Raw genomic sequence first — 15,009 nt, forward strand, 5'->3', positions numbered from 1 at the left:
GATGGAGTATGACATTGACGTTAACGCGGTCACCGATCGGGGACAAATGGTTTTCCGAGCGAAGCCGGCGTGTTGATGAGCGTCGTGCGACGATTATGCGAAATGATGATCAGCACGACAATAGTTGCGATGTAAGGGAGCGCCGAAAGCAGCTGCGACGGAATGGCGATTCCGCCGCTCTGCGCGAGCAGCTGGGCATGCAGCTGCCCGATGCCGACGGCACCGAACAGATAACCGCCCGCCAGCAACCGCAACGGACGCCAGGATGCGAACACGACCAGCGCCAGCGCGATCCAGCCGCGGCCGGCCGACATGTTTTCCACCCATTGCGGCGTATAGACGAGCGACAGCTGTGCTCCGGCAAGACCGGCGCAGGCGCCACCGAACAGAACGGCCAGATAGCGCGTCCGCACGACGTTGATGCCGAGCGCATGCGCCGAACCGTGATTGTCACCAATGGCGCGCATCTTCAGCCCGGCGCGGCTCCTGAACAGGAACCAGCTGATGCCGAACACGAGCGCGATCGACATGTAGAAAATCAGGTCCTGGGAGAACAGCACGCGCCCGAAGAACGGGATGTTGGACAGAAGCGGAATGACGATCGCCGGCAGGCGTACGCCCGGCATGCCGACAAAAGATTCGCCGAGCTGGCCGGACAGGCCTAGGCCCAGGATCGTCAGCGCCAGACCGGTCGCCACTTGGTTGGCGACGAGCGTCAGCGTCAGGAACCCGAACAGCAACGAGAACAGGCCGCCACCGACAATGCCGCCGAGGATGCCGAGATAAGGTGAGCCAGTGAGCTGCGCGGTCGCGAACGCGGCCACCGCCCCCATGATCATCATTCCCTCGACGCCGAGATTGAGCACGCCCGAGCGCTCCGTCACCAGTTCGCCGAGAGCGGCGATGACGAGAGGTGTCGATGCGGTGATGACAGTCAGAAGGATCGCTTCGAACATCAGCTTTTTCCCTCCTGTGCCGCGGATGGATTGAGGATCAGGCGGATCCGGTAATGGATCAGCGTATCGCAGGAGAGCACGAAAAACAGGATCAGCCCCTGGAAGACGCGGCTCACCTTGTCGGAAATGCCGAGCGAAAGCTGTGCCGCCTCGCCGCCGAGATAGGTAAGCGCCAGCACGAAACCCGACGCGATGATGCCGAGCGGATTGAGGCGCCCGAGAAAGGCGACGATGATCGCGGTAAATCCATAACCCGGCGAGATCACCGGCTGCACATGGCCGATCGAGCCGGACACTTCGGAAATCCCGGCAAGCCCTGCAAGCGCACCGGAGAGCAGCATCGAGAACCACACCATGTTGCGCGCCGAAAAACCGGCGAACCGACCTGCCCGTTCGGATTGGCCAAGCACCGAAACCTGGAAACCCTTGAGCATGAAGCGCATCATGAACCACAGTGCCACGGCCGCGATCAGCGCGAAGATGATGCCGAGATGCGCGCGCCCCGAATCGAGGATTTCGGGCAGCACCGCTTCCGGCTGGAAACTTTTCGTCTGCGGAAAATTGTAGCCTTGCGGATCGCGCCACGGGCCGCGCACCAGCCAGTCGAGAAACAGCTGCGCGATATAGACCAGCATCAGGCTGGTCAGGATCTCGTTGGTATTGAACCGCGTCTTCAACAGCGCCGGAATGCCCGCATAAAGCGCGCCGCCGATCATTCCCATGACCAGCATCAGCGGCAGGATCAGCGGCGAATGCCAGTCGGGGTTCAGCACCGGCAGGATCGAGCCGGTGATCGCCCCGATGGTGAACTGACCCTCTGCGCCGATATTCCAGTTGTTCGAACGGAAACAGATCGACAGGCCGACAGCGATCAGGATCAGCGGCGCCGCCTTGATTGCCAGTTCGTGCAGCGACCAGACATCGAGCAGCGGCTCGACGAAATAGATATAGAGCGACCCGAGCGGTTTTTTCCCCAGCAGCCCGAACATGATCGCGCCCGCCACCAGTGTCAGCACCAGCGCAAGCAGGGGCGACAGGATGGAGAAGAGGGTGGACGTATTCGCCCGCTTCTGCAGTTCAATGCGCATGCGCGGTCTCCACTGCCGAATGGTTTTCGTGGATACCGCCCATCAGCAGGCCGATCTGTTCAAGCGTAAGCTCCCCGGACGGATAAGGGTCGGACAGCTTTCCGTCCGAAATGACGGAGATCGTCGTGGCGATCTCGAAAATCTCGTCGAGGTCCTGGCTGATGACGATGACGGCAGAGCCTGCCTTGGCAAGATCGACAAGCGCCTGCCTGATGCGGCTCGCAGCCCCTGCATCGACGCCCCAGGTCGGCTGGTTGACGACCAGCACGGCCGGTTGGCGGTCGAGTTCGCGGCCGACGATGAATTTCTGCAGATTGCCGCCGGACAGCGACCCGGCAGCCGGATCGTCGCCGCTTTTCCGCACATCCATGATCGAACAGATGCGCCGCGATGCAGTAAGAATCGCATCCCGCCGAAGGATCGACAGAGGCCCGCCAGCCAGAAACGCTTTTTTGTCGGAACGGCTGCGGGCGAGCAGAAGATTGTCCGAAAGCGAAAGCGCCGAAACGGCCGCATGGCCATGCCGTTCTTCCGGCACGAAACCTGCCCCGAGCAGACGGCGTCCGTTGATTCGCAGCCGCCCTACGGGTTTTCCACGAAGCTGGATGCCGTTATCGTCGGCAATCGGATATTCACCCGAAAGCGCATCGAACAGTTCCGACTGGCCGTTACCGGCAATGCCTGCAATCGCCAGCACTTCGCCAGCACGAACCTTCAGCGAAATATCCTTGAGCGAGACGGCAAACGGCGTGCGCGGCGCAACCGAAACACCGGCAACCTCGACCAGCACGTCGCCGAATGCTCCGGCATCAGCACGCTGGACTTCGGCAACGTCCGTGCCGACCATCATCCGTGCCAGAGAGGCAGGCGTTTCCTGCCGGGGATCACAGTCGCCGGTCACCTTGCCATGGCGCAGCACCGTGGCGCGGTCGCAGATACGCTGCACCTCTTCCAGCCGGTGGCTGATATAAAGAACCGAACGCCCTTCAGACTTCAGCCGCATCAGCGTTTCGAACAACCGTTCCGCTTCCTGCGGTGTCAGCACGGATGTCGGCTCGTCAAGAATGATCAGCTTGGGGTTCTGCAGCAGCGCCCGGACGATTTCGATGCGCTGGCGCTCACCGACGGAAAGATCGGCGACATGCGCCGAAGGATCGAGCGGCAGGCCGTAAGCGCGCGAGACCGTCGCCGTCTCTTCCGCGATCTTGGCCAGAGGCGTACGCGGATCGAGCGACAGCGCAATATTTTCGGCCACCGTCAGCGCTTCGAACAGCGAGAAGTGCTGGAAAACCATGCCGACGCCAAGACGGCGCGCCTCGCCGGGCGACGGGATCACCACCGGCTTGCCTTCCAGGGAAACTGTACCGGCCGTCGGCTGCAACACGCCGAAGAGCATTTTCACCAGCGTCGATTTACCGGCGCCGTTTTCGCCCAGCAGCGCATGGATCTCCCCACGGCCGATATCGAGATCGATGGCATTACACGCCGCGAAGCTGCCGAAGAGCTTGGTCAGCCCCCGGACAGACAGAAGCGGGCTTGCCTCAACGCCCTCGGAAAACGTCACGGAACCCCCTTTTATATGCAGTGCCGTCCGTTGCAGCGCTGCATTTGCTTTCGTTTTTTAAAAATGGATTGGCCGCCTTCCGCACCACAGAACGCAGCCATTTGATATTGATAGCGGATTTGCAGACATCCACAATATGTAAGAACGTTATCTCTGCTGCAGCGCGTTATTTTCCAAGATTGGGAAACAGCTGCAACACACCCCCGATGCAATAGAGGTAGATGCCGCTGATCACCACGCCCCAGACGACCCAGTCGGGCGACTCGAAATGCAGGAGCAAAGAATAGCCGCCGAGCAGGCACCAGATAGCGCCTACCGCAAGATTGAGCGGCCTCAACCGCTTTACGCGAACCGGGTGCAGGAAGCTGATCGGCAGGAAGGTCAGGATCACAGAAACGGTGACCACGATCATCGCCGTCGTCGCACTCGCATCGATGACGAAAAGCGTGAAGACCACCATGTTCCAGACGACGGGAAAACCCGAGAAGAAATATTCGTCGGTCTTCATGCCCATATCGGCATAATAGATCGCACTCGACACGACGATCATGCCGGCGGCAACGAAGGACCATGGCTCCCCGATCATGCCGCTCTGATAGAGCGCGAATGCCGGCAAAAGAACATAGGTCACGTAGTCGATGACATTGTCGAGCATGTCGCCCGACCAGTTCGGCAGAACTTCCTTCACCTTCAGCTTGCGGGCGATCGGGCCATCCACGCCATCGACCAGAAGCGCCAGGCCGAGCCACCAGAACATGTCGACGAACCGATGCTCTGCAGCGGCCACCACGCCGAGAAAGGCGAGAAAGGATCCGGATGCCGTGAAGATGTGGACAGAAAAAGCGCGAATTTCCGCGTAGGGCACCGCACGGTAATTGAAAATTCGTCTGAACACGCGCTGGTCCCGCTTTTTTCTTTAGACCTCGGATATGCGGCCAATTCCTGCATATTGCAACCGGCCGGCAGCTTCGCCACAGGTTTTACACCGGTTAGGGCAAGTGATCGATTCGCCGAATGTTACCCCATGGATTGAACAGCTAAGACGCTCTACATAGAGCCGGACAGAGAATTGGAAGCGGACAATGCAGCATTACGAGATCGCGATCGTCGGTGGCGGCCTGGCAGGCCAGGTAGCAGCTCTTGCTCTCGGTCGTGCGGGCCGCAAGGTCTGCCTGGTTGCAGCAGCCCCCCGACACGACGATGGCCGCACCACTGCGTTGATGGATCAGTCGGTGCGTTATCTCGAACGTCTGGGCGTATGGCAAAAGATCCTGCCCTCGACTGCTGCGCTGTCCGTCATGCAGATCCTCGACGGCACCAACCGCCTTCTGCGCGCCCCGCCGGCCCAGTTCCGTGCAAGCGATATCGGGCTTGCCGCTTTCGGCTACAACATCCCGAACAAGGCGCTGGCCGAGGTTCTCGATGACGCTCTGGCCGCCGAACCCAACCTCACCCGCATCGAGACGAATGTCGACAGCGTCGCCGTCCAGACCGACAAGGTGACGATCTCGATCAGCGGTGGCGAGGTCATTGAAGTCGATTTCGTCATCGGCGCGGATGGCCGCAAGTCGATCACCCGCGAGGCGGCCGGCATTGACGTGCGGAAATGGTCCTACCAGCAATCCGCCGTGGTGCTGAATTTCGCCCACACGTTGCCGCACGGCAATGTCTCGACGGAATTCCACACCGAAAGCGGTCCGTTCACCCAGGTGCCCCTGCCCGGTTCGCGCTCCAGCCTCGTCTGGGTTGTCAGACCGGAAGAAGCGACCCGCCTGACGAACCTTACGACGGAAGAACTTTCGACCACCGTCGAAGCCCGCATGCAGTCGATCCTCGGCAAGGTGACCGTCGAAGACAAGGCCCAGGCCTGGCCGCTCTCGAGCATGATGGCCGAGCGTTTCGGCACCGGACGCGTCGCCCTGATCGGTGAGGCCGCCCATGCCTTCCCGCCGATCGGCGCCCAGGGGCTGAACCTGTCGCTGCGCGACAGCATGACGCTCGCGGATCTCCTGTCCGCTGAGCGCGACCGGCCGATCCCGGCGGATGCCGGTGACCGCTACAATCGCCGCAGACGCCCGGACGTGATGAGCCGCACCTTCAGCGTCGACCTCCTGAACCGCTCGCTGCTCACCGATCTGCTTCCGGTCCAGATGGTGAGGGCCGCAGGCATGCACGTCCTCAACGCCGTCTCCCCGCTGCGCAACGCGCTGATGCAGGAAGGCGTTGAGCCGGGGCGCAGCCTGAAGAATTTGGTTCGGGAATTAGGGAAACAGATCCGGCGGTAGAATTCCGCTGGAGATGACGTAAAGCCAAACCGGCAGCGTCACGATCGATGCGAGCGTGATGATCAGAATGCTTGCCGACGCCCTCTCCTGCCACACACCGTATTGCTGGCTGATGACGAAGACATTGGTTGCCGTCGGCAGCGCCGCAAGCAGCATTGCCGCATGCATCCACACCGGATCGAAGTCACCCACCAGCGACAGTACGACATAGACGCTGAGCGGCAGGATAACGAGCTTCAGGACGGCGAGATATCCGAGCTCTGCCGGAATGCGCCTGACTGGCCGCAATGCCAGTGTCACGCCCATCGCAAACAGCGCGCAGGGAGCCGCCGCCTGTGCCAGGTAATCGACGAGCTTCAGGGCGGGTACCGGCACTTGCAGCCCGGAAGCCGCGGACGCGAACCCGAGTGCCGTCGACAGGATGAACGGATGCAGTGCCACCTTCTTCACGATAGAGCCGACAATCTGGTGTTTCGGCCGCGCGTCGTCACCGGCCACCGCCATCATCGCCGGCGCCATGATGAAATGCGCGGCATTTTCCAGACAGACGATCAGCGCGACAGGCACGGCCGCCGCATCCCCGAAGGCAAGCAACGCAAGCCCCGGCCCCATATAGCCGATATTGCCGTAGCCGGCGGTAAAGCCCTGGATCGTGCAGTCCTCGAACGAATTGCGCCGCAGCACATAACCGACCAGAAAAGCGGTTGCGAAAACAAGATAGACCGCGCCGATCTCACCGAGGATGAAATCGATGCGCGCCAGCTCCTCGATCGGCGTGCGCGATACCAGCTTGAAGAAAAGCGCCGGCAGTGCCGCATAGATGATGAACGTGTTGAGCCAGCCGAGCGCTTCGAGCGGCTGTCCTGTCGCTCTTGCCGCAATATATCCGATCAGGATCAAGCCGAAGAACGGCAGGAGAAGTGCAACGACATTGGCCATCGGCTATTTTCTGACCCGCAGCTTGGAGCAATTCCAGCAAAAGTGGGAACCGGTCTTGTGTCCGGAATTGCGTTGAAACGAAAAAAGCCAGATCGATCAGCCGATCTGCATCAGGATAGGAAACGTTTCCTGGAACCAGATCGCCGCCGAGGTGACGAAGCCGAAGATGAAGGCAAGGCCGGTAACGATCAGGAACACGCCCATCGCCTTCTCGACCAGTCCGAGATGGCGACGGAAACGGGTCATAAAGCGCATGAACACGCCTGAAAAGGCCGCTGCGATCCAGAACGGTACGGCAAGTCCGAGCGAATAGATGGCAAGCAGAGCCGCCCCCTCGCCCACCGTCTCGCGCGACGCAGCGACGCCGAGGATGGCGCCGAGGACCGGGCCGATGCAGGGTGTCCAGCCGAAGGCGAAGGCCAGCCCCATCAGATAGGCGCCGGACAACGTTGCCGGGCGACCAGAAGACTGGAACCGCGCCTCGCGGGAGAGAAACCCGATGTGCAACACGCCGAGAAAATTCAGCCCCATGACGATGATGATCAGCCCGCCGATCTTCGACAACAGGTCCAGATGCTGGCGCAAAAGCACGCCGACGGTCGATGCGCCCGCCCCAAGCATTACGAAGACGGTTGCGAAGCCGAGCGTGAAGAAGAATGCCGACCGCAGCACCGCCGCCCGTGCCGGAGATGCCCTGTCCAACGACTGGTCGCGGAACTGATCGACGGAGATGCCGGCCATGTAACAGAGATAAGGCGGGACAAGCGGCAGGACACAGGGCGAAAGAAATGACAATGTCCCCGCCAGAAGTGCGGTGAAAATGGAGATTTCGGCAATGGACACGGGGATCGCTCCGATTATCAGACGTGGCAGAGGCGCTACCGCCGATTGCCGTTTAATACCAATCACCTTTTATGCACCGAAGCAAAAAGCGTCGAACTGCGTTTTTTTTGATGGTTTTGCGGGTTGACCGCAAGATGTGACCTGCATATGTATCGCGCACTTTCGAGAGGCGCCCAGGCGCTTCGGTGAGAGAGCGTAGCTCAGCCGGTAGAGCAACTGACTTTTAATCAGTAGGTCCAGGGTTCGAACCCCTGCGCTCTCACCAAATATACCGAAAGAAAACAACACGGTCAGCTTCGGAAGCGGCCGTTGTTGTTGCATAGCAATTCCCACCTATACGCCGCATATTGGCCTTTTACGGCAGACTCGCGGCACATGAACCGTAGAGGATGGGTGGTCCCGGCTGTTATCAGGAATATCCAGATCGGCGCGATGTGTTACCGCTGGCTAGAACAACCCGGCGCTGCCACCAAAATAAAAAAGGCCGGAGCGATTCCTCGCACCGACCTCCGATGATCACCTTGCCAAGCACCATTTATCAGTGGTCGCCGGCAAGAGATGATTACTTCTTCAGCTTGTCATAGTCGAACTTCGGAGCCTTCGACAGATCGTCCTTGTTGGTGTCGACGTAGGCCTTCCACGTGCCGTTATCGTCAGCGACAGCCATGGAGGCCGGATCAATCACTACGTAGCTCGCACCCAGGCCGAGAAAGCCTCCGACACTGGCGATCACGCCGATCACCGACTTGCCATTGCCAATCACGACATCGGAAATCTCGCCGACTTCTTCATTTGCCTTGTTGTAAATGTTGAGACCTACAAGCTTCGAGGTAACGAGGTCGGAGCTCTTGATTTCGACCGTCTTGAGGGGGCTAGCGGCGGCCATGCCCATCGTGATGCCTGGACCAACGATCGTTGCATCAGCGCCCGATGCCGCGGTAGCTGCAGGCTGGGCCGCCGGTGCGGCCGGTTGCTGCGCGTAAACAGCAGTGCTCATCGTGGCGACAGCGATTGCGGCGGCGATCATGGTTTTCATGAGTATTTCCTCGTATGCTATTGTTATCACGGATTTCCGTGGCGCCTGAGAACGAGGCAGTTAGAAAATAGTTCCGGTTATCGCCTAGAAAAAGAAGCACAGCGGTGAGCCTAACTTACGTCTCTCCCGATCTAGCCCCCTCGTCGGTTACACCGCCGCAGGAATTTGTCGATCGAATGCTTCTCCCCTTTGAACTTGTCGAGAATCTGATTCGATTGCTGGATGCTGAGTTCGTAAATTTGCTGCAGCTCTTCCAATGTGTATTTGGGGATCGGTGGGGCGAGGTTCATAGACATCTCCTTGTCGTGCGGTAATACGACAAGTCATCAGATGTTCCATCAGTTGGAAAAACGTTGGGAAGCTCAGTCTCCCAACCGACCCTCCCCGCTCGATCGCACGAGAGTGCAAGAGCGGCTGGATTATGTCCGGTGCCGTGCCGCATGAGCCAACGCCGTAGCCGACAGGGATCATCGATCGCTTCATTATATTCTCGCGGCAGGGTCGACGCCGCTCCTGATGATCAACTAGGCCCAACCAAGAAAAGCACCAACCATCGGTTAGATTTCCGGAATATTCGTCAATAGGGATAGATTGGGTTGAAGTCGTTCTTAACCCGCCATATTTTGCACCCCGGCATCTTGATGCCACAACAAAGGAAATAGAGACAAATGGCAACCGGCACAGTTAAATTCTTCAACGACGACAAGGGCTTCGGCTTCATCACTCCGGAGAGCGGCGGCCAGGACGTGTTCGTCCACGTGTCGGCTCTTCAGAGCGGTAGCTCGCTGCGCGAGGGCGACAAGGTCAGCTTTGAAGTTGGTCAGGATCGCAAGACTGGAAAGTCGAAAGCCGAGAACGTTTCTGTTCTCTAGCAGGTAAATATGTCCGCCAGTCTTTCTCTTCGGAGGAGCTGGCGGATGTATATTGGTTACGCCACTCGGCGACAGGCGCGCGATTCCCCTGCAGCGCCCCACTGGTTTTGCGTCGACCAGCCTTCGATGAAGGTCGCGACCTCTTCCCAACCCGGTTCTCTGCAGATGCAATGACTGTCGTTCGGGAATTCACGTAATTCCGTGACGCTCAATGCATCGTTATACGCTTTGACGATCTTCTCGTTGAGATCGCGGACGCTATTTCGACAGACGAAGCCGGCACTCAGATAACTCGTCCGGAAAAGGAACAAATGCAGGGGGATAGCAGTTACCTGCGGTCAACTATTCGGGGTAGATCATCAACCGGCCTAATCCAAATTGCTGACGTATACGTATAAAACACGACCAAACCATTGCCTGTCCGAACGACCGTGTCACATCGCATCGGCACTCTCCAAGCCATTGAGAAATCAGGAATCTGCCGTTGAGTTACGATCGCTCCACAGTCGACCTTACGAATTGCGACCGCGAGCCCATCCACATTCCGGGAACGATACAGCCGCATGGCGCGATGATCGTGCTGGGCGAAGATGGACTGGTTACCTTCGTTTCAGACAATCTGGATAGCTTTCTCGGCGATACGAACCGGAATTATGTCGGAGCGGCGCTCGCCGATGTCGTTGGCGACAAGGTTTCGCACGATATTGCCAATGCGGTTGCGCGGGCTGGCCCCGGCCATATCGGCGGAGTCGTTTTGAAAGCCAGGCTTGCGGACGGCAGGCATGCAGCGGACATTACGGCGCATCGATATGAAGGGCGCACGTTCCTGGAGTTCGAGACCCCGGCTTCCGCCGACGACACGGAAGTCGCTTTGCATCTCACCCAATCGCTCGTGCGCCGCGTGGATGGCCTGAAGGACTTCGACAGCCTTTTCCGAGCCGTCGCACGTCTTGTACGGGCCATGCTCGGCTATGACCGCGTCATGGTCTATCGGTTCCTGCACAACGGTGCCGGCCGCGTCGTCGCCGAAGCCCGCGATCCTTCGCTGACCAGCTTTCTTGGCCAGCACTTCCCTGTTTCCGACATTCCGGTTCAGGCGCGAAAACTCTATGTGAAGAACTGGGTTCGGGTGATCGGTGACGCGTCGTTCGTGCCCGTTCCGCTGAAGCCGATGATCGCCGATGGCGAACCTCCGGTCGATTTGTCACATGCCCACCTGCGCAGCGTCTCGCCGATCCATTGCGAATATCTCCGCAACATGGGGGTGGCTGCATCGATGTCGATTTCCATCGTCGTCGATGGCGAGCTCTGGGGACTGATCGCCTGTCATCACAACACGCCGAAGCTGCTTTCCATCCCTCTGCGGGTCGCGACAGAACTGTTTGCCCAGTATTTCTCGCTTCACGTCGCAGCCATCGAGCATCGCCAGCAAAAAGCAGCCGCCGTCGCCACCCGCAGCCGCCTCGATGCAATCATTTCAGGCGTCGATTCAAACGACCCGGTGGAATTCACGCTGCAGACCCGACTGCGGGAGTTCTCGTCACTGATCGCCAGTGACGGCGCGGGGCTTTGGTCGCGTGGTCAGTGGTTTTCCTTCGGCGTGGCACCGTCTGAGGCAGCGATACCGCAGCTAATCGAGATGGTCTCGGCGAAAGCCGGGAGAAACATCTGGGATACCCAGGACCTTCAGACCGAAGTCGGAGACCAGGACGAATACGGCACACGTGTTGCCGGGCTGCTTGCCATTCCCATTTCTGTGTCTTCACAGGACTTTCTTGTCTTCTTCCGCAGCGAAGAAGCGCATCAGATCGAGTGGGCCGGTGAGCCGAGAAAAGCCGAAGATCTCACCGAAACAGGCATGCGTCTGTCGCCCCGCGGCAGTTTCGACACCTGGCGTGAAGATGTCCGTCACAAATCCTTGCCTTGGACGAATGCCGACCTGGTGGTCGCCGATGCGATCCGCAGCTACGTCAGGGACGTCATGCTCTCCCATAACGACGCGACCGAGGAGCAGCGTGAAAAGAACGAAAAACAGCGCAATCTCCTGAACTCGGAAATGACTCACCGCGTAAAAAACATCCTCGCGCTGGTGAAGTCGATTGCGATCCAGACCGGTGCCAATGCCGAATCGGTGAACGACTATACCCAGTCGTTCGAAGGGCGGCTGCGAGCGCTCTCCTTTGCACATGACCAGTCCTTCTCAGGCACCGAAGGTGGGGAACTCCGCGGTCTGATCGACGCCGAGGCGGGAATGCACCGTTTCAGCAAGATGCCCGATCGCATCGTTGTTGACGGCAAGCCCGTGGGCCTGACCGGACGCGCATTTGGCGTCTTCGCCCTGCTGTTACACGAGATGATGACCAACGCTGCCAAATATGGGAGCCTCTCGGTTCCTTCCGGCAAGCTCGAAATCTCATGGCGGGTGACCGAAAACGGCGATTGCCATCTAAGCTGGGTCGAAAGCGGTGGTCCTGAAGTCGTTCCTCCAACACGGCGCGGCTTCGGTTCCAACCTTATCGAGAAAACGATTTCCCATGATCTCGGCGGATCGGTAGAGATGATCTTCGCTCCCGAGGGCCTGAGATCGGCGATTGTTCTTCCGGCAAGTCACCTGCGAACCGTGTCGGAGCAGCATCAGGTTTCCCGTGAGACCACTGAGCTGGCCGAGCGTCCGCTGGATGGCCTTCGGGTTCTCCTTGTCGAGGATCAATCCCTGATTGCAATGGATACCGAAGAGCTCCTGAGATCGCTCGGAGCCGAGGATGTTGCGGTGGCAGCGAATGTGGAGATAGCGCTTGGGATGATTTCGGCGGCTCCACCGGAATGCGCAGTTCTCGATCTCAACCTCGGGACCTCGACATCGGAGGATGCGGCCCGCGAACTGTCTCGCCTTGCCATCCCTTATGTGTTCGCAACCGGATACCGCGATAGCAGCACGATTCCTGAAGGGTTCGAAGCCATCCCCGTGGTCCGCAAACCCGTGTCGGAAAAATCCCTGGCGGCGGCTATGAGCAAAGCGATCGACGCCGCGTCAAAGCAATCGCGAGCCGATATGGAGATAGATTAGAGTGTTCGGAACAACCGCGCCGTTTCAGTGGTTTAGCGCGGACCAGCGGCAAGCTGGCTGGTAAAGTAAGAAACAGAGGATCACACATGTCTTTGGCTAACCCGGATTGCGGTAAGCTTTTCCGCGATCTTGATTGGTCCGCGACACCGCTTGGAGCGCCAAACACCTGGAGCGTGGAGCTCAGAACGCTCACCAATGTCATGCTCGGATCGCTGCAGCCGATGCTGATCGTCTGGGGACCGGCGCAGATAACGCTGTACAATGACGGTTATGCAGCCATGTGCGGGCAGCGGCATCCTTCAGCATTCGGACACCCATTCCGCGACCTCTGGCACGATATCTGGGATCAGGTCGAGCCGATCATATCGGCAGCCTATGCCGGACAGGGCACGTCGATGGACGACATCGAATTCGTCATGCACCGCAACGGATATCCCGAAGAAACGCATTTTGCCTTTTCCTATACGCCGGTTCGTGATCCTTGGGGCACGGTGCTTGGCATGTTTTGCGCCTGTACAGAGCAGACCGCCTATGTCGCCGCGAGGAAGGCCGAACGGAGCCTCCGCGAACGCTTCGAGCGCGTGTTTGAATTGAACCCCGGCGGGATAGCAATTCTTTCGGGACCGGATCATGTCTTTCAGTATGCCAATGAGGTCTATTATTCGATCATCGGAACAAGCCGCGAAATCATCGGGAAATCGGTCGCCGAAGCCGTTTCTGAGGTCGTACGGCAGGGCTATATCGACATCCTGGATGGCGTTTACCTGACCGGTACACCATTCGTAGCGAAAAACCTGGAAATCGAATTGAACCGCGGAGCAGCGGGCGAAAAGCAAAATCGTGTCATAGACCTGGTGTATCAGCCGATGGTCGAGGACAATGGCCGAGTGAGCGGTATCCTCGTTCAGGCCCTGGATGTCACCGAACTGCGAGCCGAGCAGACAAAGCAGGAATTGCTGTCCCATGAATTGGGGCACCGCCTCAAAAACCAGCTTGCCATGGTGCAGGCAATCGCGTCCCAGACCCTCCGGAACTCAACCGATCTCACAAGCGCACGCGCCCGGCTTTCTGATCGGATAGCGGTGCTGAGCGCTGCCCATGACGTCGTTCTGCTTGGAGGAATTGGCGCATCTACGGTCACCCAGCTCGTCGACCAGATGCTATCCCTTCATGACGATGCGCTGAGCCCTCGGATCTCCGTTTCAGGAACAGATATCAAGGTCGGCACCCGCCCTTCTCTGTCCCTCGCCCTGATCCTCCACGAGCTGGCGACCAATGCGATCAAGTACGGCGCCTTGTCGACGCCCGAGGGGCGGATTGCAATCGGCTGGGAGGTGGCAGGACCAAAGTCAGATCGTTTTAAACTGGTCTGGACCGAAACCGGAGGGCCGCCCGCCCACGAACCACGAAATGCGGGTTCCGGAATGAGGCTTGTGAATGCAGGTCTAAACGGGACTGCCGACTGCAAAGTTACATTCTCATTCGAACCGCAGGGATTGGTATTCGTCATCGACGCCGACCTTGAAGGTTTCCAGAGGGAACATTGATGGATCAGCATCCTATTCTCTTGGTCGAGGACGATGGCCTGATCCGAATGGATTTGGCGGACGTTTTGAGCGACTGCGGCTTTGATGTTCTTGAGGCCGCAAACGCGGATCAGGCGCTTGCGCTGCTTGAGTCTGAAACGACGGTGAGAGCTTTGTTGACAGACATCGACATGCCAGGCTCGATGAACGGCATAAAGCTGGCGAACCTCACAGCGTCGCGCTGGCCCGAATGTAGGATCATCGTCATATCAGGGCGTTACTCGCCAGAACAGGGAAAGCTCCCCGATGGTGCGCGTTTCCTCTCCAAGCCGATTTCCGAGCACCAGCTGAGTTGCATGCTGGCCGAACTTGGCGTGATCGCATCCGAATAACGATATGACCAGAACGAGCCAATCTTTTGCAATGTTCGTTCCGCAGACTGCGACTGCAGCCCCTTATGCCGATGATCACAGCCGCGGTGAAGCGCCGGTTTTTCTTAGACAAGCGCATATCCTATCATCGCCATGTCTTGGCCTAAGGCGACGGAGTTTTTTCCCTTATTGAGGATCGCACCGCCGTTGCTGTTCACATCCTGACCATCGCGGTGCCGCCGCCATAGTGGTCCTTTGGTGTCGTACCTTCGAAGACGCCATCGAGTTCCAGTCGAAGGTCGTATGTAATCGTGTCGCGTCATGTTTCTGATAACGAAACGAAGCCGATTTGACGACTTCACCGTGACGTTGCCTGACGGCTCTTCAGTTTTCCTGAAATCGCGTTTCCCTTGATATGTCGAAAGCTCGCGGGACATGGCGCGCTACCGGCCAGCACCAATA

At 58.7% G+C, this 15,009-nt stretch carries 13 protein-coding genes, 1 tRNA gene and 1 pseudogene; 6 read left to right on the plus strand and 9 right to left on the minus strand.

Annotated features, from left to right (window positions below):
- Positions 1–29: 29 nt before the first annotated feature.
- The 4 genes from FHP24_RS18295 to pcsA all read right to left on the minus strand — a co-directional run bounded on the left by FHP24_RS18295 (position 30) and on the right by pcsA (position 4,503).
- On the minus strand, positions 30–956 hold the full coding sequence (locus tag FHP24_RS18295) for an ABC transporter permease (RefSeq protein ID WP_139677682.1): 927 nt from the start codon (positions 954–956) through the stop codon (positions 30–32).
- On the minus strand, positions 956–2,044 hold the full coding sequence (locus tag FHP24_RS18300) for an ABC transporter permease (RefSeq protein ID WP_139677683.1): 1,089 nt from the start codon (positions 2,042–2,044) through the stop codon (positions 956–958). The genes FHP24_RS18295 and FHP24_RS18300 overlap by 1 nt, the downstream gene beginning before the upstream one ends.
- The gene (locus FHP24_RS18305) at positions 2,034–3,608 is read right to left on the minus strand and encodes an ABC transporter ATP-binding protein (protein WP_139677684.1); all 1,575 of its coding nucleotides are present in this window, start codon (positions 3,606–3,608) and stop codon (positions 2,034–2,036) included. Before FHP24_RS18305 ends, FHP24_RS18300 begins: the two co-directional genes overlap by 11 nt.
- Before the next feature lie 166 nt (positions 3,609–3,774).
- The gene (gene pcsA, locus FHP24_RS18310; protein ID WP_139677685.1) at positions 3,775–4,503 is read right to left on the minus strand and encodes a phosphatidylcholine synthase; all 729 of its coding nucleotides are present in this window, start codon (positions 4,501–4,503) and stop codon (positions 3,775–3,777) included.
- Between the two features lie 187 nt (positions 4,504–4,690).
- On the opposite strand from pcsA, the gene FHP24_RS18315 reads away from it, so the two are divergent.
- Positions 4,691–5,893: a UbiH/UbiF family hydroxylase gene (locus FHP24_RS18315; protein ID WP_139677686.1), complete on the plus strand. Its 1,203-nt coding sequence runs from the start codon at positions 4,691–4,693 to the stop codon at positions 5,891–5,893.
- Here FHP24_RS18315 and FHP24_RS18320 read toward each other — a convergent pair.
- Both FHP24_RS18320 and FHP24_RS18325 read right to left on the minus strand, forming a co-directional pair.
- Entirely contained in the window at positions 5,870–6,832 is a 963-nt protein-coding gene (locus FHP24_RS18320; protein WP_139677687.1) for an AEC family transporter, read from the minus strand. The genes FHP24_RS18315 and FHP24_RS18320 overlap by 24 nt on opposite strands.
- A 96-nt stretch (positions 6,833–6,928) precedes the next feature.
- Positions 6,929–7,675 (minus strand): cytochrome c biogenesis CcdA family protein, encoded by a 747-nt coding sequence (locus FHP24_RS18325; RefSeq protein ID WP_139677688.1) that lies wholly within the window; start codon positions 7,673–7,675, stop codon positions 6,929–6,931.
- Positions 7,676–7,864: 189 nt separating this feature from the next.
- Between FHP24_RS18325 and FHP24_RS18330 the strand changes: the two genes are divergently transcribed.
- A tRNA-Lys gene (locus FHP24_RS18330) sits at positions 7,865–7,940 on the plus strand.
- A gap of 297 nt (positions 7,941–8,237) precedes the next feature.
- Here FHP24_RS18330 and FHP24_RS18335 read toward each other — a convergent pair.
- Positions 8,238–8,711: a PRC-barrel domain-containing protein gene (locus FHP24_RS18335; protein WP_139677689.1), complete on the minus strand. Its 474-nt coding sequence runs from the start codon at positions 8,709–8,711 to the stop codon at positions 8,238–8,240.
- Positions 8,712–8,842: 131 nt separating this feature from the next.
- Positions 8,843–9,001, minus strand: coding sequence for a hypothetical protein (locus FHP24_RS28770; protein ID WP_180356048.1), 159 nt, complete (start codon positions 8,999–9,001; stop codon positions 8,843–8,845).
- 378 nt (positions 9,002–9,379) lie between these two features.
- On the opposite strand from FHP24_RS28770, the gene FHP24_RS18340 reads away from it, so the two are divergent.
- From FHP24_RS18340 to FHP24_RS18355, 4 genes are all read left to right on the plus strand, one after another.
- Positions 9,380–9,583, plus strand: a complete 204-nt coding sequence (locus tag FHP24_RS18340) for a cold-shock protein (RefSeq protein WP_139677690.1) — start codon at positions 9,380–9,382, stop codon at positions 9,581–9,583.
- A gap of 484 nt (positions 9,584–10,067) precedes the next feature.
- Entirely contained in the window at positions 10,068–12,650 is a 2,583-nt protein-coding gene (locus FHP24_RS18345; protein WP_246091830.1) for an HWE histidine kinase domain-containing protein, read from the plus strand.
- A gap of 221 nt (positions 12,651–12,871) precedes the next feature.
- Positions 12,872–14,197, plus strand: coding sequence for a sensor histidine kinase (locus FHP24_RS18350; RefSeq protein WP_246091854.1), 1,326 nt, complete (start codon positions 12,872–12,874; stop codon positions 14,195–14,197).
- Complete coding sequence (locus FHP24_RS18355) at positions 14,197–14,568, plus strand: response regulator (RefSeq protein ID WP_139677693.1); 372 nt, start codon at positions 14,197–14,199, stop codon at positions 14,566–14,568. The genes FHP24_RS18350 and FHP24_RS18355 overlap by 1 nt, the downstream gene beginning before the upstream one ends.
- A 202-nt stretch (positions 14,569–14,770) precedes the next feature.
- On the opposite strand, the pseudogene FHP24_RS29045 reads toward FHP24_RS18355, so the two are convergent.
- Positions 14,771–14,984, minus strand: a pseudogene (locus FHP24_RS29045) (DNA polymerase ligase N-terminal domain-containing protein); the annotation flags it as partial.
- Between the last annotated feature and the right edge of the window lie 25 nt (positions 14,985–15,009).

It is taken from the genome of Aliirhizobium smilacinae (genome assembly GCF_006335145.1).
Classification (GTDB): domain Bacteria; phylum Pseudomonadota; class Alphaproteobacteria; order Rhizobiales; family Rhizobiaceae; genus Neorhizobium; species Neorhizobium smilacinae.